The sequence below is a fragment of the Actinosynnema sp. NPDC050801 genome (assembly GCF_040673975.1).
Classification (GTDB): domain Bacteria; phylum Actinomycetota; class Actinomycetes; order Mycobacteriales; family Pseudonocardiaceae; genus Actinosynnema.
Genome location: NZ_JBFAQZ010000014.1, coordinates 66,772 through 91,999 on the forward strand (window position 1 = coordinate 66,772; position 25,228 = coordinate 91,999).

A 25,228-nucleotide genomic window follows, 5' to 3' on the forward strand; every position below is an offset into this window, starting at 1 on the left:
CGCGTCGGTCAGGCCGCGAGGACCGCCAGTCCCAGGGCCGCGGCGCCGGCGGCCGTGAGGCGGGCGGGTGCGCGGTCACCCGGCGCGACCGGGCTCGCCGCCTCGATCAACCCGGCGTGCACGAGCGCACGCGCCGTGGTCGGGTCGCAGAACGGCAGACCGTCCACCCGCACGTCCGGCTCGGCGCTGCGGGTCAGGTCGACCCGGTTCGCGACGGTCGCCCTCAGCAGGGCGATCTCACGTCTGGACAGCTCCTTCATGAACTACACCTCCATAGGGACGAACGGCGCAGCGGACGTCCCGGTTCACTTCGTGGGACGTCCGCGTTGCCACCGTCGTTCCCGTTGAGCTCAACCAGCGGCGCGCGCGCCGCGTCGTTCCGCTGCTTCCAACACCAGCCGCAACCACTCGGCGTCGGTCGCCGCGCCTTCCATCGCCACCCGCCGCAGCCGCAGCCACAGCCCCGCCTCGCTCCACTCCTGGAACCGGCGGTGCACGGTCGGCACGGTCACGCCGAACGTCGGCGGCAGGTGCCGCCAAGCGCAACCGCTGGTCAGGACGAACACGATCGCGGTGAAGATGGCCCGGTCCGACACCCGGCCCCGGCCGCCGCCCTGGCGACGCACCTTCGCGGGTGGGAGCAGCGGCTCCACCACCGCCCACAGCGACGGCGGCACCAGGCGCACGGCCAGTTGCTCGATCACGTCGGCGTGCGGCGGACGGGGAGGCGCTTCCGGCGCCCGGCGCACCCACGGCTCCTGCCGCTGGGCGTCGCCGCGCTGGCGGGCGCGCAGCAACATGGCCAGGGCGGCGTCGTCCGTGCGCCTGGGAGCGACCGCGGGGTGCGAGTGCTGTTGCACCTGGCGGGCGATCTCCGCGCCCACCGTTCGACCGAACGGCTGCGCTGGTCGTACGTAGTTGGTCATCAGGTCCTCCGCCCAGGACTGTCGTGATGCCCATCACGCTAGGAACACCGAAGCCCCCTGGTAAGGGAACGCGCGACGAACGGGAGTGGTCCAGCGTCACGCGGCCACCCGAACTCCGCCGAACGGCAACGCAGGAGCGACGAGCGGATGAGCGGTCGTCACTCCCCGGAGGCTGCCGACCACGGATACGCTCGAAAGCGTGACCACGCCGCCGCGTCTCCTCGCCACCAGCGACCTGCACGTGACCTATCAGCAGAACCGCGACTTCGTCGAGGGGATCCGGCCGCGCTCGCCCGACGACTGGCTGATCGTGGCGGGTGACGTGGCGGAGAGGTTCGACGACGTGGAGTGGGCGCTGGGCGTGCTGCGCGGCCGGTTCGCCCGGGTCGTGTGGTCGCCGGGCAACCACGAGCTGTGGACCACGAAGGACGACCCGGCGCAGGCGCGCGGCGAGGTGCGCTACAAGCAGCTGGTGGAGCTGTGCCGGAGCATCGACGTGCTCACGCCCGAGGACGAGTTCGCGGTGTTCGAGGGCCAGGGCGGGCCGGTGGCGGTGGCGCCGCTGTTCACGCTCTACGACTACACGTTCCGCCCGGCGGGCACCACGGACAAGGCGTCCGCGCTCGCCGCCGCCCAGGAGGCCGGTGTCATCTGCACCGACGAGTACTTCCTGCACTTCGACCCGTACCCGAGCCGTGAGGCGTGGTGCGCGGCGCGGATCGAGGAGACCGAACGCCGGTTGCGCGCCGTGGACCCTTCGTTGCGCACCGTGCTGATCAACCACTGGCCACTCGTCCGTGATCCCACGTTCGTGCTGCGGTACCCCGAATTCGCCCTGTGGTGCGGCACGGAGCGGACCGCTGACTGGCACCTGCGGTTCCGCGCCGCGGCAATGGTCTACGGCCACCTGCACATCCCGCGCACGATCCGCAAGGACGGCGTCCGCTTCGACGAGGTGTCGCTGGGCTACCCGCGCGAGTGGCAGCCACGCGGCTGGACCGCGGCGCCGCTGCTGGACGTGCTGCGCGAGGGGGACGCGCGATGATCACCGACCTGCTCGCGCCGCCGGTGTCCGCGTTCGAGTCGTTCGGCGACCCCGACGGGGTGGTGTTGTTCCCCGAGGAGGAAGAGCACATCGCCCGGGCGGTGGACAAGAGGCGCAGGGAGTTCACCACCGGTCGGCACTGCGCGCGCACGGCGCTGGCCGGCCTGGGGTTCCCGCCCGCGCCGCTGCTGCCCGGTCCGAAGCGCGAGCCGACCTGGCCCGACGGGGTCGTGGGCAGCATCACGCACTGCAAGGGCTACCGCGCCGCGGCCGTCGCCCGCACGTCCGAGGTGTGGACCATCGGGATCGACGCCGAACCGAACGAGCCGACCCCCGACGGGGTGCTGAAGGCGATCGCGGTGCCCGGCGAGCTGGCCAGGATGGTCGAGCTGGGGGCGGCCGGCGACAAGGTGGCGTGGGACCGGCTGCTGTTCAGCGCGAAGGAGACGGTGTACAAGGCATGGTTCCCGCTGGCGCGGACGTGGCTGGGGTTCGAGGATGCGGAGGTGACCATCAACCCGGACGACGGCACGTTCACCGCGCGGATCCTCATCGAGCCGCCGGTGGTGCACGGCGTGCCGCTGGACGGGTTCACCGGTCGCTGGCTGGCCCGGGAGGGGTTTGTGGTCACCGCGATCGCGGTACCCGCGCGCTGATCGGGGTTGGGGAGGCGGCGGTATGGGCGACGACGTCGGGCGACAGGAGTTCACCCGCGATGACCGGACGCGGTACCGCACCAAGGTGCGCCGCTGCCTGGACGTGTTCGCCCGGATGCTGCGCGAGTCGCGGTTCGAGTTCGACCGGCCGACGACCGGGTTGGAGATCGAGCTCAACCTGGTCGACGACGCGGGCGACCCGGCGATGCGCAACGCCGAGGCGCTGGAGGCCATCGCCGACCCGGACTTCGTGACCGAGCTCGGCCAGTGGAACCTGGAGATCAACGTCGCGCCCCGGCTGCTGACCGGCGGCGGGATCACCGAGTTCGAGGAGGTCGTGCGCCGATCGCTGAACGAGGCCGAGCACAAGGCCCGCGGCGTGGACGCGCACATGGTGATGATCGGGATCCTGCCGACGTTGCAGCCCAAGCACCTGGCGGTGAGCGCGCTGTCGGGCAACCCCCGGTACGCGCTGCTGAACGAGCAGGTGCTGGCCGCGCGGGGCGAGGACCTGCAGATCGCGATCAGCGGGGTCGAGCGGTTGCAGATGACGGCGGACTCGATCGTGCCGGAGGGCGCGTGCACGAGCACGCAGTTCCACCTCCAGGTCTCGCCCGAGGACTTCGCGGCGTACTGGAACGCGGCGCAGGCCATCGCGGGGGTCCAGGTCGCCATCGGCGCCAACTCGCCGTTCCTGATGGGCAAGGAACTGTGGCGGGAGACCCGGATCGCGTTGTTCCAGCAGGCCACGGACACGCGCAGCGACGAGCTGAAGGAGCAGGGCGTCCGGCCGCGGGTGTGGTTCGGGGAGCGGTGGATCACGTCGATCTTCGACCTGTTCGAGGAGAACGTGCGGTACTTCCCGGCGTTGCTGCCGATCTGCGACGAGGAGGACCCGTTGCAGGTGCTGGAGCGCGGGGACACGCCGTCGTTGGCGGAGCTGCGGCTGCACAACGGCACCGTCTACCGCTGGAACCGGCCGGTGTACGACGTGGTGCGCGACCAGCCGCACCTGCGGGTGGAGAACCGGACCCTGCCGGCCGGGCCGACGGTGGTCGACATGCTGGCCAACGGCGCGTTCTACTACGGCCTGGTGCGCGTGCTGGCCGAGGAGGAGCGGCCGCTGTGGTCGCAGATGTCGTTCAGCGCGGCGGAGGAGAACTTCACCTCGGGCGCGCGGGCGGGGATCGACGCGCAGGTGTACTGGCCGGGTCTGGGCACGGTGCCGGTGGCGGAACTGGTGCTGCGCCGCCTGCTGCCGATGGCGCACGAGGGCTTGGTGCGGATGAAGGTCGAGGCGGCCGAACGCGACCGCCTGCTTGGTGTGATCGAGCAGCGCTGCCTGACCGGCGTGAACGGCGCGACGTGGCAGGCGCGTTCGTTCCACCGCCACTACGACCACACCGCCCTGGACCGGCCCGAGGCGTTGCGCCGGATGCTGCGCACGTACCGGGACCTGATGCACAGCAACGAACCCGTGCACACCTGGCCGGTGTCCTGACGCCGGAAATTGTCGGACCCCGCCGGCAGAATAAAAGCAGGGGTCCCCTGGGCGAGGACCCCTGCGAAGCATTCGAGTCGGGTGGTGCGCGGCCGGCCGGGCCGTGAGTGGCCGGGTGGTGAGTGGCCGGGCGGTACGCGGTTGGGCGGTGAGTGGCCGGGCGGTGAGCAGCCGGGCGGCGAATGGTCGGTCGGTGCGCGGTCGGGCGGTGAGCAGCCGGGCGGGCGGTGACTGGCCAGGTGGCGCGCGGTCAGGTGGTGCGCGGTCAGGTGGCACGCGGTCAGGTGGGGCGTGCGCGGCCGGGGTCGGGGTCAGGGGTGGTCAGGTGGTGATTGCAGGGCGGTCAGTGCCTTCATGGCGTCGGCCTGCCGGGCTTCGACGGCGCGGTTCCACCACCGCTCGCCCTCCGCAAGCCCCTTGTGCAGCGCGGACAGGCTGAACATCGCGTCCGGGTGGCCGCCCTCGGCCGCCCGGCGGAACCAGGTCTCCGCCCGCTCCGACGACGGCTCGACCCGCCGGCCCGGGCGGTGGGCCGAGGCACGGGTGCTCGCACTCCCCCACCGCGTCAGCAGCATCCCCAACTCGTACATCGCCTGCGTGTCACCCGCGTCCGCGGCACGCCGGAAGCAGTCCTCGGCCTCGTCGAGGTCGTCGCGCCGCCGGGCCAGGGCGCCCAGCACGACGAGCACCCGGCGGCGGGTGGCGGCGTCACGTCGCAGGCGGCCGAGGGCAGCGGGATCCAGGGGCGGCAGCGAGGCCCACAGGTCGTGGTCCACCTCCACCCCGCCCGCGTTCGACGCCCGCTCCAGCCAGATCTCGGCCTCGGCGGTCTCGCCCCGGTGCACCAACAGCACCGCGAGGTCGGCCATGGCGGACGTCCGACCGGCGCCGGCCGCCTTCCGGTACCACTCCTCGGCCTCGGCCGCCCGACCCGCGACGACCAGCACCGCGCCCAGCCCGGCCATCGCGTCGACGTCACCGGCCTCGGCGGCACGCCGGTGCCACGTCTCCGCCTCGTCCACCGCACCACGTCCCGCGAGCACCGAGCCGAGCTCAGCCATGAAGAACGGCTCACCGGTCGTCTCCACGGCCCGGCGCAACCACCGCTCCGCCTCGTCGGTCTCACCCCTGGCCCGCAGCCGGGTGCTGATCACCGCGAGGGCCCGCGGGTTGCCCGACTCGGCGGCACGGCGGTACCACTCGTCGTCACCCGACCGGTCCGCCGCCGAGATCAGGTCGGCCAACGCCATCATGGCCTCCTGGTCACCGCGTTCGGCGGCTTCCCGGTACCAGCGCTCGGCGTCGTCCAGGCGTCCGTCCTGCCGGGCGAGACGGGCCAGGCCGTGCATCGCGACCGTGTCGCCCTCGCCCGCCGCGCGGGCGTACCAGCGCGTGGCCTCGGCGAGCGCGCCGCGCCCCTCGCAGGCCAGCGCCAACAGGTTCATGCCGTCGACGTCACCGCGGTCGGCGGCGGCGCGGTACCAGACCTCCGCCTCCTCGGTGTTGCCGCCGCGCGCCGCGGCCACCCCGAAACCGACCACCGCCGCCGTGTCACCGCTGCCCGACTTGTCCCGCACGTGCGCCCCCCGGATGTCGCGTCCCCCACCGATGCTCCCGCACCACCGGTGTCCGCCGCACCCCGCGTCGCCGTGGTCCTCCGATCGGTCAGGCCGTCGTGAAGACGACGTCGACCCAGTAGTTGTGGTTGTCCGCGGTCCGCGGGAAGTCGGGGTAGCCCTGGATGCGGCCGAACATCCCGTTGGGCGAGCCGGGGCCGCCGGGCGCGGTCAGCTGCGGGGTGGTGACGCCACCGGACCGGAAGTAGTCCCGCGTCTCGGACTGGCGGCCCTGCAAGGTGGTGTACCAGGCGAGGTAGGTGGTGCCCGCGGTGACCGGAACCGGGGTGGCGAAGGTCATCCGCTGCCAGCCCGACTCGGTTTCCGCGGTGAACGTCCCGGTGGCCAGGGTGGTGTTGTCCGGCAACGACAGCGCGGCGGTGTGCGTGCCGCCGTTGGCCCGCGACTTGTGGTACTTCACCCCGGTCACGAAGCCGTCGACGGCGGGGACGAACTTGACGCCGATGCCCGCGCCACCGAAGTAGGAGCCCTCCAGCACCTCCGGCACCGCGGCCTCGCTGAACAACGAGCAGGGGCACGGCGGGTTCCCGGTGGTGTAGGACCACGTGACGGCCTCGGTCGCCGCGTTCCCGAAGACGTCGACCGCCCGCGCGGTCGCGGTGTACGTGGTGCCCCGGACCAGCGGTGCGGCCGGCGTCCAGACCAGCGTGCGGTCGCCGTCGGCGCGGGTGAGCGAACCCCGCATGGTGACGCCGCGGGAGTCCACCACGCCGAAGGTCGTGCCCACCGCGCTCACCCGCTCGTCGTAGGTGGCGGTGAGCGCGCCGTCCAGCGGGACGTCCCCGGCGCCGTCGGTCGGCGTGTGCCCGGTGTGCGCCGGCGGCGCCGTGTCGGTGGACGGCGTGAAGTCGACGTCCACCCAGTAGTTGCTGCCCAGGTGCGACCGGTGGGGGAAACCGCCGCCCGGGGCGAACACGCCCGCCGTGCCGACCGTGACCGTGCTCAACGGCGCCGAGACGACCGGGCCGCGGCGGGTGAAGTACTCGTGGTCGGCCGCGTAGTGCCCGTTGGGCGCGGTGTAGGAGGCCACGTAGGTCGTGTCGGCGGCGATGGGCACCGGTTCGGCGAACACGAGCGTCTGCCAGCCCGTGGCGGTCTCGTCGGTGAACGTGCCGGTCGCGACCCGCACGCCGGCGGACGTCCACAGCGAGCCGGTGTGGGTGCCGGTGTTGCCCTCGCCCTTGTAGAACCGCACGCCGTTCACCCAGCCGCCGCGGGTCGTGGCGAAGCGGACGCCCAACTCGTACCAGCCGTCGTCGTTCGCGGACGGGGTGCGCGGCACGGTCGCGGTGCTGAACAGCGAGCAGGGGCAGGCCGCCGCGGCCCGGGTGGTGATCGTCCAGGTGGCCGCGGACTCCAGGGTGTTGCCGTTGACGTCGGCCGCCTCGACGCGGGCCGAGTACCGGGTGCCCGGTGCGAGCCGACCGTTCGGCATCCAGGTCAGGGTCCTGCGGTCGGCCGAGAACGCCGACGTGCCGTGCAGCAGCGCGCCCGCGCCGTCGGCCAGCGTGACGACGGCCGAGTCCGGGTCGACCGGTTCGCTGAACCCGAGCGTCAGCGCACCCTCCAGCGGCACGTCGGTCGCGTCCGGTCCGGGCGTGCGGGTGTCGAGGGTGGGTCGGGTGTGGTCGCCGTCGAGGCCGTTGCGGTACACCACGTCCACCCAGTAGTTGGACGCGAGGTGGCCGGCGCTCGGGAAGCCGCCGCCGTAGCGGAACACGCCGTTCGCGCCGTCACCGGGCGCGGTGATCGGGCCGTGGGTCGTCGGCTGCGCCTCGAAGTGCCGCTGGGTGGCCGCGTATCGGCCGTGGGGTGCGTAGTAGGACACCAGGTAGGTGGTCGCGGCCTGGACCGGCACCGGCGCGGCGAACGTCAGCGCCTGCCACCCGGTCGTCGTCTCGTCGGTGAACGTGCCGGTGGCCAGCAGCACTCCCGCGGACGTCCAGAGCGAGCCGGTGTGGGTGCCGGTGTTCCCCTCGCCCTTGTAGAACCGCACGCCGAGCACCTCGCCCCGGCCCGCGAACCGGACCCTGACCCCGAGCTCGACCGGCTGCCCGTCGGGCACGGCGGTGACGGCCGGGGTGGTGAAGTCGTCCCACAGCGTGCAGGGGCACCCGGCCGCGCGCGGCGTGCCGGTGGTGAACCGCCAGGTGTGCGCGTCGGTCCGGTTGCCGGCGGCGTCGCTGACGCGCACCGACGCGGTGAACGTCGTGCCCGCGGCCAACGGGCGGTGCGGCTGGAAGTGGACCGTCCGCCCGGTGCCGGACTGCGAGGGTCCCCCGTCGACCGGGCCCTCCGGGCCGGTGAGCGTGAACTCAACGGACTCCGGTGCGGCCGGCTCGTCGAAGACGGCCGTCACGGCCTCGGACAGGGCGACGCTGCCGGCGCCGTCGACCGGCCCGGTGCGGACCAGGTCGGGCACCCTGGTGTCCGCGCCCGGCTCCGGCGCCCACACCACGTCGACCCAGTAGTTCGTGGCGGCGGAGGCGGTGTCGGGGAAACCGCCGCCCGCGCGGAACACGCCGTTGGGGCCGTCGACCCCGGTCTGGAGCCCGGTCAGCGGCTCCAGGTAGCGCGAGGACCGGTCGAAGTACCCGTGGTCGTACGAGTAGCGCCCGGCCGGGACGAAGTAGGAGGCGACGTAGGTGGTGTCGCGGGTGACCGCGACGGGTTCCGGGAAGACGAGGGTCTGCCAGCCGCCGGCCGTCTCGCCGCGGAACGTGCCGGTCGCCAGCCGCACCCCGTGGGCGGTCCACAGGGAACCGGTGTGCGTGCCGGTGTTGTTCGGTCCTTTGTAGAACCGCACGCCCCGCACGTGGCCGTCGTACGTCGACCGCCACTTCACGCCCAGCTCCACGGCCGTGCTGTCGGCCGCCTCGACCGTCGACGGCACGTCGGCGTCGGACCACAGGCCGCACGGGCAGACCCTGGCGGCGACCGACGTCTGCGCGGACGCCTCGTCGACGGTGCCGAGCGCCGCGTCCAGCGCGCGGACGTGCAGCTGCGCGGTGCCGGACGCCGACGGCGTGAACGTGTGGCTCCACGTCGTCCGCCCGGTCTGCCACGTGGCCGCGTCCCACGTCGCGCCCGCGTCGGTCGACACCTCGACGCCGGCCACCGGGCTCTCGTCGGTGACGGTGCCGGAGAAGGTGTACCGCGCGCCGACCGTCGCCGTCTCCGGCACGTCGGTGAACGCGGTCGCCGTCGCGGCGACCGCCGTCGGTGCGCGCCACGTGGTCGGAGCGACCACCAGCGCGAGGATGAGGACGGCTACCGCGAACACCCGGGCCGTCGCCGTGCCGGCCCTGCGCCTTGCCGTGTCGGTGGGGAACATTCGGCCCGCCCGGTGTCGCGGGGCCTCGGACGGCCCCGGTCACGCCGGTGATCGGGGCCCGGCACGACGTCGTTACCGCGTAGACCTACTGCTCACGGGCCGTGGTCCTGGTGGTGCAAGGGGGTTGGTCCACCGCGTCGGCGGCACCGCATCGCGGCGGACCGGCGCCCGGTGCCGCCGACGGGTGGCAACCCTCAGCTGGTCGGGAAGTCGTCGGGCGTCCGCATCCGGTCGCGGATCCAGACGCCCGCCGGCTTGAGCACACCCGTGCCGGTGAACGTGGAACCGGCGCACGTCCCCTCCTTGAACACCGCGCCCGAGCGGAAGTCGTCGGAGAAGTTCCAGTTCGTCCAGCCGATCTTGTTCGCGGCCAGGAAGTCCAGGTACTTCTGGCTGTAGGCGAAGTCGTTGCCGCCGTCGCCGGTGTAGGTCTGCGTGCCGAACTCGGTCACGAAGATCGGCAGCCGCGCCGCCGCCCGCTGCAACGCGGCGAAGTACTCGTCCTGGTGCGACGCCGCGTAGAAGTGGAAGGTGTACATGAAGTTCGTGGCGTTGATCGGGTTGGCGATGATGTCCTGCTCGCTGCGCCCGTCGGAGATGCCGAGCGATCCCCAGCCGTGCGTGCCGACGAACACCACGCCGTCGGGGTCCTGCGCCCGGATCACCGGGATCATCTGCTCGGCGTAGGACTTGATCCCCGCCCACGACACGCCGTTCGGCTCGTTCGCGATGTCGTAGATGATGTTGGTCTTGTCCCGGTGGCGCTGCGCGACCTCGGTGAAGAACGTGCGGGCCGACGAGATGTTCGCGTTCGGGTCGCCCGGGTCGAGCTGGTGCCAGTCGACCAGCGCGTACATGCCGCGCCGGGTCGCCTCCTCGATGTAGCCGTGCACCAGGTCGGTGAACCGGCGGGGGTCGGTCTCGTACCCGCCCTCCTGCACGTACATCGAGATCCGCAGGACGTCGGCGCCCCAGTCGCCCGCCAACGCGTCCAGCGACGCGGGCTTCACGCACTGGGCGTACCACTGGATGCCGTGCGTGCTCATGCCGCGCAGCTGGATCGGCTTCCCGTACTGGTTGCACAGCTTCACGCCGCACACGCGCAGCTGCCCGTTGACGTCGGCGGGCCGACCCGCGCCGACCGTGCCGGTGTCGACGGTGAGCCGGTCGAGGTTCGGGCCGCCGTTGGCGGTGGTCGCGGTGACGCGCACGCGGTTCGCGCCGGCGGCCAACGACGCGGTCGTGGAGCCGGTGCCCCAGGTCGACCACGCGCCGGTGCCGGGGAACGTGATGCCGGCCGTGCCGCCGCCGTTGACCGTGACGCTCGTCGGCCGGTTGGCGGTGGTGCCGTTGGCGTACCGGAAGGACAGGGTCGCGGGGCCGGCCGTCGCGGCGGTCACGGTGAACTCGACGTACGAGCCGGACTCGTTGTCGTAGTTGACGAAGCCGTTGCCGGTGTAGCCCGCGTGGTTGGACTCGACCAGGCCGTCGGAGATCGTCGCGCTCTCCGCCTGGTGCTCGGTGACGGCCGCCGCGCCGACGTCCGCCGAGGCCGTCGGCACGGTGAAGACGGCCGCGACGAGCGGCGCGAGCAGGGTGAGTACGGGCCATCGGGGTGCCACAGGGTGCCTCCCACGGGTCACGGGGTGAGGTGGAACACGCTGGCGGCGGCTCAGTTAGGAAAGTTTCCTATCTGTCGCGTGGATCACAGCACCCCCGGGCACCACGTGTCAACGATTCAGGGCGTCGACACCGGCAGCTTGGCCACCGGCAGCCCCGACACCGGCACCGGCCGACGCACCCGGAGGTGGGTGCTCGCGCTCCACGCCGACACCAGACCCGGCAGCAGCACGTGCCACGGGAGCCCGACCAGCACGTCACGCCGCACGGCCAGCACGATCCGACCCACCGCGCCACCGTCGAACCACACGACCCGCAGGGGCGCCCGACCGGGCACGTCCTGCACGGCGGCGAACGGCACCAGACCCGGCGGCAGCACCACCCGGTGGACGCACGACTCGGCCGTGACACCGTCGGCCCGCAACACCTCGTGCCGCACGAACAGGGACCGCACGGCCGCGACCAGCCGTCGTTCACCCAGACCCGCACGCACCTGGACGGTCATGCACTCGTACCCGGCTACAGACACAGGCCGTGTGGACACGCGGTGAGCCCTTCCTCGCACTTAGGTAAGGCTAACCTAGCACCAGTGCTCATTCCCGCATCAGTAGTCGTCCCCACCGAAGAACGTCTCCTCCAGCCGGTCCGCCGTGCCGGCGAGCAGCGCCAGCGGCTCGGTGAACTCGTGGATGTCCAGGTCCACCAACGGCAACGAGTGCCGCAGCACCACGTGGTCACCCATGATCGCCGCGCCGCACGCGATGGTCGAGTTGCCGACCTCGGTGAGGAACGCGTGCAGGTCGACGTTCGCCGCCAGCCCGATCGGCGACGCGATCTGCACCCACTCGTGCAGCTTGTCGAGCACCTCGCGGACCAGGATGACCACCTGGGTCCGCTCGTCGTCCTCGTCGAACTGCTCGAAGTTGAACAGGATCCGGATCTCGTCCTCGTTCTCCGCGATCACGTCATAGGTGTCGTGCACGTATGCGGCGAGGTCGCCCCAAGTGGCCATGCGATCACCCTACGGGCGCGACGGCCGCCCACACCGCATCACCGACCACATCGGTGGCCGCGGCCAGGTCGAGCGCGCCCATCAGGTGACGCCGGGCGCACTCGTGCGCGGGACCCATCACCACCGGATCCAGTGCCCACAAGGGGATCTCGCGGACCTCACCCGCCGCCATCCGCACCGCGAACCAGCGCGCGACCGGCTCGAACACCTCCGCCTTCACCACCGGGTCGGCGGTGGCCGGCGCGGCGTAGAGGAACCGGGCCCGGCCGGGGTGCTCGGCGACCCACCCGAGGTACCGCGCCACCACCGCCCGCACGGCCCGCTGCGCGTCACCGGCGTCCAGCGCCGGGACCATCGCGGCGACGCAGTGCGCGAAGCTCTCCCCGTACAGCACCGAGAACAGACCCGCCCGGCTGCCGAAGTGGTGGTAGACGCTGCCGTTGGACACCCCGGAACGGGCGGTCAGCGCGCTGATCGTGACCGCGTCCAGCCCTCCTTCGTCGACCAGCGCGAGCGCCGCGTCCAGCACGGCTCGCCGACCAGTCGATCCCATGGGGTTAGAGTACCGCTCTAGAGCGTCGCTCCCCAGGAGGTCACCGTGGCCCATTCCATCCCCGATCTGCTGCGCGAACGCGTGCGCGAGACCCCGGACGCCGAGGCCATGCGCCACCGCACCGGCGACACGTGGACGTCGTTGACCTGGGCCGAGGTCGGCGAGCACGTGCGCAGGCGGGCGCTGGGGTTCCGCGGGCTCGGCGTGCGCGACGAGGCCAGGGTCGCGATCATGGCGGCGACCAGCGTGGACTGGATCCTCACCGACCTGGCCGTGCTGGCCGCGGGCGGCGTGACGACGACCATCTACCCCAGCAGCACGCCGGACGTCGTCGCGCACATCGTCCGCGACTCCGAGAGCGTGCTCGTCGTCGCCGACCCCGAGCTGGCGGGCAAGGTCGACGCGAAGGTCGTCACGCCCGACTGGGAGCCCGACCCGGTGCCCGGCTCGGACGGGGAGGGCGACTACGACGCGATGGTGGACGAGCTGACGCCGGACCGGCTGGCCACGCTGATCTACACCTCCGGCACCACCGGCACGCCCAAGGGCGTCGAGCTGACCCACGACAACTGGCTCTACACCGCCGAGGCGATCCGCGAGCTGGGCGTGCTGACCCCGCAGGACCTGCACTTCCTGTGGCTGCCGATGTCCCACGCGTTCGGCAAGGTGCTCCAGGTCGGCATGCTCGCGACCGGCGTGCCCACCGCGGTGGACGGCGATGTGGACCGGATCGCGGCCAACCTGCTGGAGCTGCGGCCGACCGTGGTGGCCGCCGCGCCGCGCATCTTCGAGAAGATCCACCAGCGGGTCGTCGCGTCGATGCGCGAGGCGGGCGGGGTGAAGGCGAAGCTGTTCGACTGGGCGTTGACCGTGGCCGAGCACCCGGAGTGGGCGCTGCGCCGCAAGATCGCCGACAAGCTGGTGTTCAGCAAGCTGCGCGACCGGGTCGGCGGCCGGATCAAGTACTTCGTGTCCGGCTCGGCGCCGCTGTCGCGGCCGGTCGGCGAGTTCTTCGACCGCGCGGGCATCACGATCCTGGAGGGCTACGGCCTGACCGAGTCGTCGGCCGCGTCGTTCGTGAACCGGCCCGGTGCGAACAAGCTCGGCACGGTCGGCAAGCCGCTGGTCGGCACCGAGGTCCGCATCGCCGACGACGGCGAGGTGCTGATCGGCGGTCGCGGGATCATGCGCGGCTACCGCGGCCTGCCCGAGGAGACCGCCGAGACGCTTCAGAACGGCTGGCTGCACACCGGCGACATCGGCGAGCTGGACGAGGCGGGCCGGTTGCGCATCACCGACCGCAAGAAGGAGCTGATCAAGACCTCCGGCGGCAAGTACGTGGCGCCGCAGGCGGTGGAGGGCCTGGTCAAGGCCAACAGCCCGTACATCGGCAACGTGCTCGTGCACGGCGACGGCCGCAAGTACTGCGTCGCGCTGGTCACCATCGACCCCGACCTCGCGCCCGCCGACCTCGACGCGGACGCCGAGGTGGGCCGGGCCGTCGAGGCCGCCAACGCCAAGCTGGCCCGGCACGAGACGATCAAGTCCTTCGCCGTGCTGCCGGAGGACTTCTCGGTGGACGACGGCACCCTCACCGCGAGCCTGAAGATGCGCCGCAAGGAGATCGAGACCCGCTACCGGGACGTGTTGGACGGCCTGTACTCCTGAACCCAGGGCTCCTGAACCCCGGGTTCCCGGGCTTCGAGCTCCTGGGCTTCGGGCGCCTTGACGGGTCGCTGGGCCGCCGCAATCGCCCACGCGCCGGCCACCAGCACCGCCAGCACCTCGGTGAGCACCAGCACCCGCTCCACGTACCCGAGCGGGAACACCCGCCACCACGAGGTGCCGACGACCGCGTTCACGCCGATCGCGTACAGGATCGGCGTGAACGCCAGGGCCGACAGCAGGCCGAGCCGGAACGTCCGGCGGGCGTGCGCGCCCCACACCGGGTCGCGCCGCCACGGCCGGGCCAGCAGCGTCGCGGCGATCGGCAGGGCGACGAACGCGACCAGGCTGCCGAAGCGGTGGATGCTGCCGCTCGTGCTCGGGCCGAGCGCCCAGTCGTTCTTCGGGAAGACCACCACCAGCGTCAACCCGACCGACCACGCCGCGAACGCCACCGCGCCCACCGAGTTCCACTTCGCCACCCCGCGCCGCACCAGCACGGCGAGGATCGCGACCGACCCGGCCACCAGCAGCAGCACGGCTGTGTCGAACACCCAGCGCTGCGGCCCGAGGGCGTACTCGCTGATGGTGCGGCGCAGGTGTCTGCCCGACTCGCCGAGCCGGTAGAGGTCCATCCCGCCGACGAGGGCGACGGTCAGCAGCACGGCGACAGCGCCCCCGAGGGCGACGAAGCGGGCCGGGGAACGGGTCGGGGTGGGCTCAGCGGTCAGCACAACGGACAGAACGGACGGCGACCACCACGTTGTTCCGCAGCCGGCGAATCGACAGCTCGCCGACAGCCGCCCCGCCCTCTGCCCTGATGGCGACCAGACTCACTCGGCCGGGCGAAGTGTGCAACCCAGGACAACCTGAACCGCATGTCTCACGTTAGCCGGATAAAACGGCCGGCCCGGCGGCGACCACCCCGCCGCAGGGACATCAGCTGGACTGGAGGGACATCAGCTGGACTGGAGGGACATCAGCTGGACTGGAGGGACATCAGCTGGACTGGCGGACCACGAGCGTCGGCGCGAACACGACGGAGCTCACCGGGCGGTCCGGGCGGTCGACGCGCTCCACCAGCAGGCGGGCCATCTCGGCGGCCATGTCCTCGACCGGCTGGCGCACCGTGGTCAGCGGCGGGTCGCACTCGACCGCCGGGCTGCTGTCGTCGAAGCCGACCACCTTGACGTCCTCGGGCACCCGCCGACCGCCGTTGCGCAACACCGGCAGCGCGCCGGTCGCCATCAGGTCGGAGGCCACGAACAGGCCGTCGACGTCCAGCCCCGACAGCCGTCCGGCCAGCAGCTTCCGGGCCGCCTCGGCCCCGCCCTCGCGGGAGAAGTCGCCCTCCACCACCACCGGCTCGGGCAGGCCGTGCCGGGCCACCGCCTCGCGGAAGCCGCGCAGCCGGTCCTGACCCGCGGGCGTCTCCAGCGGACCGGTGATGGTCGCCAGCCGTCGGCACCCGGACGACACCAGGTGGTCGGCGGCCAGTCCCGCGCCCGCGGCCTGGTCGACGTCGACGAAGGTGATCGACATGGGCCGGACGGGGCGCGCGGCCAGCACCACCGGCAGGTTCGCCTCGATCAGCTGCCGAGGCAGCGGGTCCGCGCCGTGGGTGTGGATCAGGATCACGCCGTCCAGCCGGTGCTGCCGGATGTCGTCCACAACCTCGCGGTGGTCCCCCGTGGTGAGCACGAGCTGCACGCCGAGCGGTCGGATCACCGGCAGGACACCGCTGACCACCCGACCGAAGTACGGGTCGTGCACGGTGCGGCCCTCCTCCGGCAGGACGAGCCCGATCGCACCCGCCCGGCGGGTGACCAGGGAACGCGCCGCGCGGTTCGGCGTGTACCCGGTCGTGGAGATCGCTTTCTCCACGACTTGGCGCAGCTCACGGTCCACCGTGGCGACCCCGTTGACGACCCGGGACACCGTGGCCCGGGAAACCCCCGCGATCCGCGCGACCTCTTCCAACGTGACTGGTCTGCGGTCCACGTCCGTCTTTATACCGGGAGGTGCGGCCACGCGAGGCGTGGCCGCACCCACCCCGTCACTGGTAGACGCGGACGTAGTCGACCAGCATGCGCTGCGGGAAGACCGTGGTGGCGTCCGGCGGACCGGGCCACTCACCGCCCACCGCGTTGTTGAGCAGGATGAAGAACGGCTTGTCGAACACCCACGGACCGCGCGTGGCCTCGACGGTCGCCTTGTCGATGGAGATGACCGTCACACCGTCGATGCCGAACGTGATGCCCCGGCTGTTCCAGTCCACGTGGAACGTGTGGAAGGCGTTGGCGAAGTCCTGGCCGATGTCGCGCATCCGGCCGATGCCGCCACCTCCGAAGTACGCCGGGCCGTGGATCGTCTGGTACGCCGTGTTCGGCTCGCGACCGAGGTGCTCCATGATGTCGATCTCGCCGCTCGCGGGCCACGGCGTGCCCTGGAAGATGTCGTTGCCGAGCATCCAGAACGCGGGCCACAGGCCCTTGGTGCCGGAGACCTTGATGCGGGCCTCCATGCGGCCGTAGGTCCAGGACGCCTTGCCCTCGGTGATCAGGCGGGCGGAGGTGTACTGGCACGTACCGGAGCCGCTGACGGGGTCGACCGGGCACGCCGAGCCCGGCGTGACCTCCCGCCTGGCCTCCAGCACCATGTTCCCGGCGCCGTCGGTGAACGCATTGCGGTTGTCGGTGTAGTACTGCAGCTCCGCGTTCTGCCCGGTGCCGATCTCCGGCCGCCACTTGCCCGCGTCCGGCCTCGTGCCCGAGGGCGCGTTGAACTCGTCGCTCCACACCAGCCGCAGCGGGTTGCCGGGGTCCGGGGCCTGCGGCGGTGGCGGCGTGGGGTTGCCGCCGGTGCCGTAGACCTGGAACTCCCACAGCGAGTAGCCGTACTGCCCGCTGCGCTTGGTCAGGTTCACCCGGACGTACCGACCCGTACCCGACACGGTGAACGTCTGCTTGAAGCCGGTGCCGTTCGCCACGGTGTGGATCGTGGTCCAGCTCGACCCGGTGGCCGAGGTCTGGATCTCGAACCCGGTGGCGAACGCCGGGTCCCACTGCAGCACGACCTTGCTGACCTGCGCGGTCGCGCCCAGGTCGACCGAGATCCAGCCCGGGTCGACCCAGCCGGTGGTGGCGTTGGTGGCCCACCGGGTGGCCGGGTTGAAGTCCAGCGCCTTGGCGGGCGTGCACCCCGGGCAGGCGCCGTCGTCCTGGAACGACGAGGCGGACGCGGGCTTGTTGTAGGACAGCAGCTGCTCGCCGGGCGGGTTGCCACCGGTCGTGCCCGTCCGGACGGCGAACTCCCACAGCGACACGCCGTACTGCGTGGCGCGCGCCGTGGTGTGGACGCGGACGTAGCGGCCCGTGCCGGCGAAGGTGACGTTCTGCGTGCCACCCGCGCCGGTCGTGGTCTGGTAGACCGTGGTCCAGGCGTTGCCGTCGGCGGAGGTCTGGACCTGGAACGCCGTCGCGTGGGCGGCCTCCCACTGCAACGTCGCGCCGCACACCTCGCGGCTCGCGCCCAGGTCGACCCGCAGCCACTGCGGGTCGCTGAACGCGCTGGACCACCGGGTGCCCGCGTTGCCGTCCACCGCCGAGGCGGCCACGAACGGGCTGCCGGTCTCCACCGAGGAGGCGGTGACCGGTGCGTTGAGCGCGGCGTTGGCCGTGCCGCACTCGGCCGCCCGCGCGGTGACGACGGGCACGACCAGCGCGCCGAGCAGTGCGATGGCGGTGATCAGGCGCTTCACGGGCGGCCGTCCGCGCCGCACTTGATGATCGGGTTGATGCAGTCGCGCACCCGGCGGGCGAGTTCGGCCTCCGGCCACGCGTTGAAGAAGTCGCCGTGCATGGTGAACCCCGCGCCGGAGGCCAGCCGCAACCGCGACGGGTCGCCGTTCACCGGGTAGCGCAGCACCTGGCGCAGCTTCGGCACCGGCACCGGGTGGGTCGACGGGCAGTCCGCGTTCACCGGGTAGGCCATGTGGCTCTTGTGGTCCGCCGAGTCCAGGTCGCGGCCGTTCCAGCACTGCGGGAAGTCCAGGTAGGACTCCAGCATCGTGCCGGCCGGGCAGTTCACGAAGTCCTTGGACGCGCCCACGTGCCCGGCGTGCAGGCAGGACCAGCGCGAGATCGTGCTGGCGTCGGGCTGGGTGGCCTTGGCGTTGCCCGCGACGATCCGCAGACCCAGCGGGAACGGCTGGATGCGTGCGATCACGTCGTCGCGCACGCCCTCGCCCAGGTAGTAGAACGTGGTGCCGGTCGGCTCCACGGGCTGGTTGTCCTGGTACATCGTGGGCACCCAGTAGGAGGACAGGTCGGTGCCCGGGTTGCAGTTGCTCGTGCCCGCCAGGAGGGACTGGACGGTGGAGCGGGCGTTGGTGGTGGTGTTGCCGAAGAAGCTGTGCATGTGCGACCCGCCGGGCAGGTTCGGCGCCACGATCGGGTCGTCGGGCAGGCGGTGGCTGTACGGGCAGTCGGCCAGGAACTCGGCGACCCGCACGATCGGGCCACTGGCGTTGCGCACGCCGAACACCTGGAACTCCCACAGCGACACGCCGTACTGGGTGGCGCGGGCGGTGGTGTAGACGCGGACGAACCGGGTGGTGGCCGAGACGGTCAGGTTCTGCACGCCGACGTTGCCGGACGCGGTGGCGATCGTGGTCCAGGCGTTGCCGTCGGCCGAGGCCTGGAGCTGGAAGGAGCGCGCGTAGGCGTTCTCCCAGTTCAGCGCGACCTGGCTGATCGCGGTGGACGTGCCGAGGTCGACCCGGATCCACTGAGGGTCGGCCGCGGCGCTGGACCAGCGCGTGCCGGCGTTGCCGTCGACGGCGGCGGAGGCGGGCGTGCCGCCGTTCTCGGTGGAGGAGGCGGAGACGGGCCTGCCCTGGGACAGCAGTTCCGGCGCCGCGGAGGCGGGAGTGGTGACGAAGGTCAGTGCGGACGCGGTCAGCACCGCGACCGTGGTAGCGGTGACCAGACGACGCCATCGGCGAATGGTGGGGATCACGACTCCCCTTTCGTAGGGCGTTGCAGGGAGGTTGGGAGAGCGCTCTCACAGCGGAACGTAAGACGGCCCCCTGTATCAGTCAAGGAAAGGACCGAGTTCCGGTCATCCCGTAACACCGGCAGAGAGAGCGCTCTCTCACTCCTGAGCGTTGAACTCGGGGTACCTGAACGTAGGACACGCCTGTTCTGAACGTAGGACACGCGCGACCTGAACGTAGGACTCGCGCGCGTGTCCTACGTTCGCGTCGCGCGTGTCCTACGTTCAGAACGCGCGAGGTGAGTGGTCAGGTGAGGCGGGCGGCGGTGGGGAGGGTGGTCGGTGAGGCGGTGGGCCAGGTCAGGGGGTCCGGGCCCAGGGTCCACAGCTCGGCCACCTGGAGGGCGCACCACGGCGAGACGGGGCGGGCGCCGGCCAGGACGGCCGGGGCGAACTCCGCCCACGGCACCCACTCGAACGAGTCCACCTCGTCCGGGTTGGGCACCGGGTCACCGGAGACCAGGCCGCGGAACACCGGGCACATCTCGTTCTCGGTGACCCCGTTCTCCATCTCCGCGCGGTAGCGGAACGCGGGCAGCACCAGGTCGAGGGTCACCTCGGCCAGGCCGAGCTCGTCGACCAGGCGGCGCGTCACGGCCGACACCATCGACTCGTCCGGCGCGGGGTGGCCGCAGCACGAGTTCGTCCACACCCCCGGCCACGTCTTCTTGTGCAGGGCACGCCGGGTCAGCAGCAGCCGGCCGGCCCCGTCGAACAGGTACGACGAGAACGCCAGGTGCAGCGGGGTGGACGCGTGGTGCACCGAAGCCTTCTCGGCCACACCGATCCCGGCACCGGACTCGTCCAGGAGCACGACTTGTTCCACCCGCCCACCTTCCCACACACCCGATCACCGCGCGTCGGCGAGCACCTCGGGGTTGCGCACCAGCTTCCCGCTCGGCGTGCGCGGCAACGCCGGCAGCACGTGGAACCGCGCCGGCTGCTTGAACTCCGCCAGCCGCTCGGCGCACCACGTGGCCAGCACGTCCGGGGTGAGCGCCTCCGACCCGGTCGAGACGTAGGCCTCGATCGCCGCGTCGTGCACCGCGATCGCCTCGGTGACCAGCGGGTGCGACCGCAGCGCCGCCTCGACCTGCGTCAGGTCCACGTTGCTGCCCCGCACCACGACGAGCGAGTCCGCCCGGCCGAGCAGCCGCAGGTTGCCGCGGGCGTCGAACTCGCCCCGGTCACCCGTGCGGAACCAGCCGTCCAGGTAACGGCCGGGCTCGCCGCCGTCCAGGTACGGCGACTGGTCCAGCGCCACCTCGACCAGGCCGTCCCGCACCCGGATCGTGGTGTCGGACAGGGGCTTGCCCACCGACGGCCGGGTCGCGCCCGCCACGTCCATGGCCAGCGCGCCGGTCTCGGTGGTGCCGAAGCACTCGCCGACCATGAAGCCGTAGGCGGCGGCGAACCGGTCGGCGACCTCGGGCGGCATCAGCTCACCGCCCGCGAACGCACCGCGCACGGTCCGCAGCGCGCTCCGGTCCGCGGCGGCGGCGAGCAGCTCGAAGTGGAACGGCACGCCGGTGATGAAGTCGACCTCGTGCCGCGCGGCGGTCCGCAGCACGTGCTCGGCCGACGGCCGCTCGGCGAACACCAGGTGCACGCCGGCCGCCAACGCGTGCAGCAACCCGCCCACGATGCCGAAGCTCTGCGCCGTGGAGTTGAGCATCAGGAACCGCTCGCCGCGCTGCGGCATGCCCTCGGCCGCGCCGATCCGCATCACCTCGCGGATGATCGACTCGGTGCTGCGCCCGACGACCTTGGGCCGACCGGTGGAGCCCGAGGTGAACTGGACCAGCCGGTGCCGGGTCGCCGCGGGCCGCCCGTCGGCCACGGGCTCGATCACCAGCTCGTGGCGCTCGCGGAAGGCGCCGTCCGACCGGCCGGACGCGCGCACGACGAACTGCGGCCTGGTCAGGTCGCGGAGCACGTCGACCTCGGCGGGCTTGAGCCGGTGGTCGACCGAGACGACCCGGGCGCCGAGGCTCCACAGCGCCAGCGCCGCCTCCCAGTGGGTGAAGCTCGGGGGCACGTGCAGCGCGACCGTGCTCCCCTCGCCCACCCCTGAGGCGGCGAACAGGCCCGCCTCCGCGGCGACCGCGGCGCGCAACTCGCCGTGGGTCACGGTGTGCTCGTGGCTGAACACCGGCACGTCGTCGCCCTGGCGGCGCAACAGGTCGGTGACGAACTCGCGCATCTTGGCTCAGGTCTCCTTGCAGAACTCGCCGATGGGGATGCCCACGTGCCGCTGCTCGGTCGCGATGTAGCCGAGCAGCTCGTCACCGCGTTGCAGCTCGGTGACGTTGCGGACCTTCCCGCCGGGGCCGAGCACCCGCACGTGCCAGTCGTCCTGCACGGTCAGGCTCACCTCGACGCCCTCGGGCGAGTGCGCGGTGATGGTCAGGATCGGGCGGGATTCGAGCTTGGCCCGGCCGACGGTGAGCTTGCGGGTGCGGCCCTCGGAGTTGACGGCGAGCACCGTGCTGCCCGAGCGCAGCTCGGACAGGTAGTTGGTGCGGTTGTCCGGGCCGAGCACGTAGGAGTGCAGGGCGCCGGCGTTGACCCGGAACGGCCGGGTCGGCATGTAGGGCAGCGGGTGGGTCTCGCTGCAGCACAGGATGAAGCCGGAGGAGAAGGAGCCGACGAGGATGCCCTCGTCCTCCTGGAAGTGGGAGGCGGTGTCCACGCAGACGCGGTCGCCCAGGCCGTTGTGGGTGATGCCGTCGACGGTGAGCGTGGTGAGGTCCAGCGGCGCGGTGGTCGCCTCCAGCAGCCGGGCCAGCTTGAACACGTCGTTGGCGTCGCGCGGGGCCATCAGCACGCCGTCCGAGCCGTGCTCCAGCACGTCCAGCACGATCGCGGCCTCTTCGAGGTCGGCCACGACGGTGACCAGCTTGCCGGGCGCGCCGTCGGCGGCGGCGATGACGATCTCCAGCGGGATCTTCGTCGGGTCGGTGAACGCGACCACTGTGTGCCCGAGCCGCACCGCCGCGGCGCACGCCAGCTTGAGCGTGCGGTCGTCGCGGACCTGCACGAACGCCGCGTCGGTGGTGAGCCGGTCCAGCGCGTCCTGGTCGTCCACGACCGCGGTGACCAGGTGCGGGCTCTCGACCGGCGCGTCGGTGACGAGCACGCGGGTGATCGTGGGCGGCAGGGTGTCCAGCAGCGCGGGGTCGTCGGACACGACGCCGGCGAGGCGGGCGTGCACGGCGGCGTCCACGACGGCCTCGCGGTGCGCCTCGGTGACGGTGCGGAGGTCGATCCAGGCGAACTTCAACGGTTCTCCAAGGGGTGGTGAGAGCCCGATCGGCAGGCGACGGCCGAGGCCCGACCGGTCCGGTGGACGACGGCGGCCGTCGGCGGCGTGGTCATGACGAGGCCACGACGCCCGTCATCGCGCGGACCAGGTCCGATCCGGTGTGGTGGTGGACGATCGAGGCCAGTTCCGCGACCAGCGGCATCGGCGCGGGCGCGGTGAACACGCGGCGGCCGACGGCGAGGCCCGCGCAGCCCACCGCCATCGCGGTGCGGGCGTGGTCGACCACGTTGCCGCCGGTCGCCGGACCGCCCGCGACCAGCACCGGGATCGGGCAGCTGGCGATGACGTCGGCCATCCGCTCGGCGGGCAGGGCGAGGTTGGTCTTGACGATGTCGGCGCCCAGGTCGACCGCGATGTTGACCACGTGCGCGAGCAGTGCGGGTTCGTTGGGGTCGGCGATGCGCGGCCCGCGCGGGTAGACCATGGCGATCAGCGGCACGTTCCACTCGTCGCACGCCTTGGCGACCACGCCGAAGTCGGTGAGCTGGCGCTCCTCGGTGTCCGACCCGATGTTGACGTGCACGCTCACCGCGTCGGCGCCCAGCCGCAGGGCCTCGTCCACCTCGCCGACCAGCACCTTGGCGTTGGTGTCGGCGGCGTGCGCGGTGCCGGCGCTGAGGTGGACGACCAGCCCGCAGCCCGCCAGCACGTCCGGGTCGATCGTGCGCACCCGTCCTTTGTGGACGATGATGGCGTCGGCGCCGCCCACGACGACCGCGTCGATGAGCTCGTGCCACCGGTCGCGCGGCACCACCGGACCGTCCGAGACGCTGTGGTCGAGCGGGACGAAGAGGTACCTGTCGTCGCGCGGACGGGAAAGGCGTCGCAGCCGCAACGCTTTCCTCATGTCGCTCACTCCTCCTCGGCGTTCGGCGATGACCAGTCAGCAGAGTGGTCGAACCAGCGAGCGCGGCGGGAGGTGTGAGGTGGCGATAACTCGCCAGTTATGCACCTGTTGGAGCAACCGGACCCCCGGCCCGGCGACGCGGCGTAGCCCCCTGCTCCACACGCACGGAGAAGTTCGGTTCGTTCGGTTGCCCTAGGCTGCCGCAGTGAACATGGAGCTCAGGCACCTCCACGTCGTGCTGACCGTGGCGGAAGCGGGCAGCATCAGCCGAGCCGCCTCACTGCTGAAGATCGCGCAGGCCGGTCTGACCGCGCAGCTGCGCCGCATCGAGCGAGGGTTCGGAGGCCCGTTGTTCGTGCGGCGCACCGACGGCGTCGAACTGACCGAACTCGGCCGACACGTCGTGCTGCGATCCCGTGACCTGGTGGAACGGTTCGACGACCTGCTGGTCACCGCGCGCAAGCTGGCCGCGGAGAGCGACGTGACGGGCATCCGGCTCGGCGGTGTGGCCGGATCGCTGACCCCGCTGCTGGTCGGCGTGGTGCGCTCGTTGCTGCCCACGCACCCGCAGACCACGCACATCGAACGCACCAGCGACGCCGTGCTGGACCTGGTCCGCACCGGGAAGCTCGACCTCGCACTGGTCACGGAGTTCCCGCAGAGCCCCCTGCGGATTCCCGAACAGGTGGACTGCCGCACCGTGGTGACCGAACCGATGCTGGTCGGGATCGCGGCCGGGCACCGGTTGTCGGCGCGCGGTGAGATTCGGCTGTCCGAACTGGCCGACGAGGAGTGGGCCGTGCCCGACGAGAGCTACGGCGGCGGGCGGCTCAACCTGCACCTGGCCTGCGAGGCGGCCGGGTTCACGCCGCGGTGCGCGCACTTCGGCGTCGACCCGGCGTCGGCCGCGGAGCTGGTGCGCTCGGCGCACACGGTGGCGTGCTTCTTCCCGACCGGGCACGACCTGCCGGGCGTGGTGTTGAAGCCGATCGTGGGCAACCCGGTGCACCGGCGCGTCACCGTGGTGTGGCGGCGCGACGGCACCGCGGCCGAGTACGTCGACGACATCCACGCGGCGCTGCTGCGCGCCTACCAGGAACGGACCTGGGGTCACGGCGCGCGGACGGCGAAGCTCGCCGCCACCGGATTGACCGTGGCGGCCAGTTGACCGCTGCCGTCGCGAGGGTCCGGGCCGTGGGTCTTGTGCCGCCCGGCACCGGCCCACGACCCGGGTCCTCGTTAGCCGGGCATCCGGCGGCGTGAAGCTAACGACGTGCGGTAAAGCGGCGCCTAAACGCCCAGCGCATCGCGGTAGAGCTCGCGCAGCTGCGGCCCCGGCGGCACGCCGAGCTCGGCGGCCAACGTGCGGCGGGCGTCCTGGAAGACGCGCAGCGCCTCGGTCCGCCTGCCGCAGGCCAGCAGCGCCGTCATGAGCTGGTGGCGCAGGTTCTCCGAGAACGGGTGCTCGGCCACCAGCGGGGTCAGTGCCTCCACCGCCTGGGCGTGCCTGCCCAGCGCCAGGTCGGTGTCGATGGCCGCTTCGAGGGTGGCCAGGTGGTGGGCCTCCAGCGGCGCGCAGAGCCAGGCCCGCAGCGGTTCGGACTCCGCGCCCGCCAGCGGCGTGCCGCGCCACAGGGCCAGGGCGCGGGCGTAGAGCTCGCGCCGGTGTTCGAGGTCCGCGGTGGCGGCGGCCGATGCGGTCAGGTCGCGGAACCGGACGGCGTCGACCTGGTCCGGCTCGGCGTGCAGCACGTACCCCGCGTCCTGGTGCGTCACGGGCACGCCCGCGCCGCGCAGCGCGGAGATGTGCACCTGGAGCGACTTGCGCGCGCGTGGCGGCAGGCCGTCACCCCACACCAGGTCGAGCAGCCGGTTCACCGGCACCCGCTTCCCGCAGTGCACCGCCAGCACGGCCAGGACCTGGCTCGGCTTGCGGCGCAACGGCGACGCGTGCCGCTGCGCGCCGCCCGGCCGGAACTCGACCGGGCCCAGGATCCGGAACTCCACTCCACCCCCAGCCGCGTTGCAGTTTCACCAACACTGCCGCGACTG

At 72.2% G+C, this 25,228-nt stretch carries 21 protein-coding genes and 1 pseudogene; 5 read left to right on the forward strand and 17 right to left on the reverse strand.

All coding sequences use genetic code 11. The features are described 5' to 3' along the window. Positions 1-8 precede the first annotated feature (8 nt). Positions 9-260, reverse strand: coding sequence for a hypothetical protein (locus tag AB0K14_RS27545; RefSeq protein WP_360449529.1), 252 nt, complete (start codon positions 258-260; stop codon positions 9-11). A 111-nt stretch (positions 261-371) separates the two neighbouring features. Beyond that, positions 372-704 (reverse strand): annotated as a pseudogene (locus AB0K14_RS27550) (transposase); the annotation flags it as partial. A 421-nt stretch (positions 705-1,125) separates the two neighbouring features. Between AB0K14_RS27550 and AB0K14_RS27555 the strand changes: the two are divergent. From AB0K14_RS27555 to AB0K14_RS27565, 3 genes are read left to right on the forward strand one after another with little or no spacing between them, the layout of a single operon-like run. Then, on the forward strand, positions 1,126-1,971 hold the full coding sequence (locus AB0K14_RS27555; protein WP_360449527.1) for a metallophosphoesterase: 846 nt from the start codon (positions 1,126-1,128) through the stop codon (positions 1,969-1,971). Continuing rightward, positions 1,968-2,627, forward strand: a complete 660-nt coding sequence (locus AB0K14_RS27560) for a 4'-phosphopantetheinyl transferase superfamily protein (protein WP_360449524.1) — start codon at positions 1,968-1,970, stop codon at positions 2,625-2,627. Before AB0K14_RS27555 ends, AB0K14_RS27560 begins: the two co-directional genes overlap by 4 nt. 22 nt (positions 2,628-2,649) lie before the next feature. Further along, the gene (locus AB0K14_RS27565; RefSeq protein WP_360449521.1) at positions 2,650-4,128 is read left to right on the forward strand and encodes a glutamate-cysteine ligase family protein; all 1,479 of its coding nucleotides are present in this window, start codon (positions 2,650-2,652) and stop codon (positions 4,126-4,128) included. Between the two features lie 311 nt (positions 4,129-4,439). Here the strand turns inward: AB0K14_RS27565 and AB0K14_RS27570 are convergent, their stop codons facing one another. From AB0K14_RS27570 to AB0K14_RS27595, 6 genes are all read right to left on the reverse strand, one after another. Next, positions 4,440-5,705 (reverse strand): tetratricopeptide repeat protein, encoded by a 1,266-nt coding sequence (locus AB0K14_RS27570; protein ID WP_360449518.1) that lies wholly within the window; start codon positions 5,703-5,705, stop codon positions 4,440-4,442. Between the two features lie 88 nt (positions 5,706-5,793). Next, on the reverse strand, positions 5,794-9,015 hold the full coding sequence (locus tag AB0K14_RS27575; RefSeq protein WP_360449515.1) for a DUF4082 domain-containing protein: 3,222 nt from the start codon (positions 9,013-9,015) through the stop codon (positions 5,794-5,796). Between the two features lie 278 nt (positions 9,016-9,293). Next, entirely contained in the window at positions 9,294-10,721 is a 1,428-nt protein-coding gene (locus tag AB0K14_RS27580) for a cellulase family glycosylhydrolase (protein ID WP_360449512.1), read from the reverse strand. Positions 10,722-10,837: 116 nt separating this feature from the next. Next, positions 10,838-11,224, reverse strand: coding sequence for a hypothetical protein (locus tag AB0K14_RS27585; RefSeq protein WP_360449510.1), 387 nt, complete (start codon positions 11,222-11,224; stop codon positions 10,838-10,840). Positions 11,225-11,323: 99 nt separating this feature from the next. Then, complete coding sequence (locus tag AB0K14_RS27590) at positions 11,324-11,731, reverse strand: hypothetical protein (RefSeq protein WP_360449507.1); 408 nt, start codon at positions 11,729-11,731, stop codon at positions 11,324-11,326. A 4-nt stretch (positions 11,732-11,735) separates the two neighbouring features. Further along, positions 11,736-12,284: a TetR/AcrR family transcriptional regulator gene (locus AB0K14_RS27595; RefSeq protein WP_360449504.1), complete on the reverse strand. Its 549-nt coding sequence runs from the start codon at positions 12,282-12,284 to the stop codon at positions 11,736-11,738. Between the two features lie 45 nt (positions 12,285-12,329). Here AB0K14_RS27595 and AB0K14_RS27600 point away from each other — a divergent pair, with 45 nt between their 5' ends. Then, the gene (locus tag AB0K14_RS27600; RefSeq protein WP_360449501.1) at positions 12,330-13,952 is read left to right on the forward strand and encodes an AMP-dependent synthetase/ligase; all 1,623 of its coding nucleotides are present in this window, start codon (positions 12,330-12,332) and stop codon (positions 13,950-13,952) included. Here the strand turns inward: AB0K14_RS27600 and AB0K14_RS27605 are convergent. From AB0K14_RS27605 to AB0K14_RS27640, 8 genes are all read right to left on the reverse strand, one after another. Next, positions 13,919-14,683 (reverse strand): DUF998 domain-containing protein, encoded by a 765-nt coding sequence (locus tag AB0K14_RS27605; RefSeq protein WP_360449498.1) that lies wholly within the window; start codon positions 14,681-14,683, stop codon positions 13,919-13,921. The genes AB0K14_RS27600 and AB0K14_RS27605 overlap by 34 nt on opposite strands. Before the next feature lie 265 nt (positions 14,684-14,948). Continuing rightward, on the reverse strand, positions 14,949-15,950 hold the full coding sequence (locus AB0K14_RS27610) for a LacI family DNA-binding transcriptional regulator (protein ID WP_360449496.1): 1,002 nt from the start codon (positions 15,948-15,950) through the stop codon (positions 14,949-14,951). Between the two features lie 55 nt (positions 15,951-16,005). After that, positions 16,006-17,709 (reverse strand): discoidin domain-containing protein, encoded by a 1,704-nt coding sequence (locus AB0K14_RS27615; RefSeq protein ID WP_360449494.1) that lies wholly within the window; start codon positions 17,707-17,709, stop codon positions 16,006-16,008. Next, positions 17,706-18,968: a DUF1996 domain-containing protein gene (locus AB0K14_RS27620; RefSeq protein ID WP_360449491.1), complete on the reverse strand. Its 1,263-nt coding sequence runs from the start codon at positions 18,966-18,968 to the stop codon at positions 17,706-17,708. The genes AB0K14_RS27615 and AB0K14_RS27620 overlap by 4 nt, the downstream gene beginning before the upstream one ends. Before the next feature lie 283 nt (positions 18,969-19,251). Continuing rightward, complete coding sequence (gene idi, locus AB0K14_RS27625; protein WP_360449488.1) at positions 19,252-19,830, reverse strand: isopentenyl-diphosphate Delta-isomerase; 579 nt, start codon at positions 19,828-19,830, stop codon at positions 19,252-19,254. A gap of 24 nt (positions 19,831-19,854) precedes the next feature. Continuing rightward, positions 19,855-21,207 (reverse strand): class I adenylate-forming enzyme family protein, encoded by a 1,353-nt coding sequence (locus tag AB0K14_RS27630; protein ID WP_360449486.1) that lies wholly within the window; start codon positions 21,205-21,207, stop codon positions 19,855-19,857. A gap of 6 nt (positions 21,208-21,213) precedes the next feature. Then, positions 21,214-22,287, reverse strand: coding sequence for a 3-dehydroquinate synthase II (locus AB0K14_RS27635; protein WP_360449484.1), 1,074 nt, complete (start codon positions 22,285-22,287; stop codon positions 21,214-21,216). 91 nt (positions 22,288-22,378) lie between these two features. After that, positions 22,379-23,176, reverse strand: coding sequence for a 2-amino-3,7-dideoxy-D-threo-hept-6-ulosonate synthase (locus AB0K14_RS27640; protein WP_360449482.1), 798 nt, complete (start codon positions 23,174-23,176; stop codon positions 22,379-22,381). 211 nt (positions 23,177-23,387) lie between these two features. On the opposite strand from AB0K14_RS27640, the gene AB0K14_RS27645 reads away from it, so the two are divergent. After that, complete coding sequence (locus AB0K14_RS27645; protein ID WP_360449921.1) at positions 23,388-24,344, forward strand: LysR family transcriptional regulator; 957 nt, start codon at positions 23,388-23,390, stop codon at positions 24,342-24,344. A gap of 122 nt (positions 24,345-24,466) precedes the next feature. Here AB0K14_RS27645 and AB0K14_RS27650 read toward each other — a convergent pair whose 3' ends face one another. Then, on the reverse strand, positions 24,467-25,183 hold the full coding sequence (locus AB0K14_RS27650) for an AfsR/SARP family transcriptional regulator (protein WP_360449480.1): 717 nt from the start codon (positions 25,181-25,183) through the stop codon (positions 24,467-24,469). Between the last annotated feature and the right edge of the window lie 45 nt (positions 25,184-25,228).

Bases quoted from the DNA above. Each gene is read 5' to 3' on its own strand.
- AB0K14_RS27645 (WP_360449921.1), top strand. From the start codon at position 23,388: ATGGAGCTCAGGCACCTCCACGTCGTGCTGACCGTGGCGGAAGCGGGC.
- AB0K14_RS27565 (WP_360449521.1), top strand. From the start codon at position 2,650: ATGGGCGACGACGTCGGGCGACAGGAGTTCACCCGCGATGACCGGACG.
- AB0K14_RS27595 (WP_360449504.1), bottom strand. From the start codon at position 12,284: ATGGGATCGACTGGTCGGCGAGCCGTGCTGGACGCGGCGCTCGCGCTG.
- AB0K14_RS27640 (WP_360449482.1), bottom strand. From the start codon at position 23,176: ATGAGGAAAGCGTTGCGGCTGCGACGCCTTTCCCGTCCGCGCGACGAC.
- AB0K14_RS27560 (WP_360449524.1), top strand. From the start codon at position 1,968: ATGATCACCGACCTGCTCGCGCCGCCGGTGTCCGCGTTCGAGTCGTTC.
- AB0K14_RS27545 (WP_360449529.1), bottom strand. From the start codon at position 260: ATGAAGGAGCTGTCCAGACGTGAGATCGCCCTGCTGAGGGCGACCGTC.
- AB0K14_RS27585 (WP_360449510.1), bottom strand. From the start codon at position 11,224: ATGACCGTCCAGGTGCGTGCGGGTCTGGGTGAACGACGGCTGGTCGCG.
- AB0K14_RS27630 (WP_360449486.1), bottom strand. From the start codon at position 21,207: ATGCGCGAGTTCGTCACCGACCTGTTGCGCCGCCAGGGCGACGACGTG.
- AB0K14_RS27590 (WP_360449507.1), bottom strand. From the start codon at position 11,731: ATGGCCACTTGGGGCGACCTCGCCGCATACGTGCACGACACCTATGAC.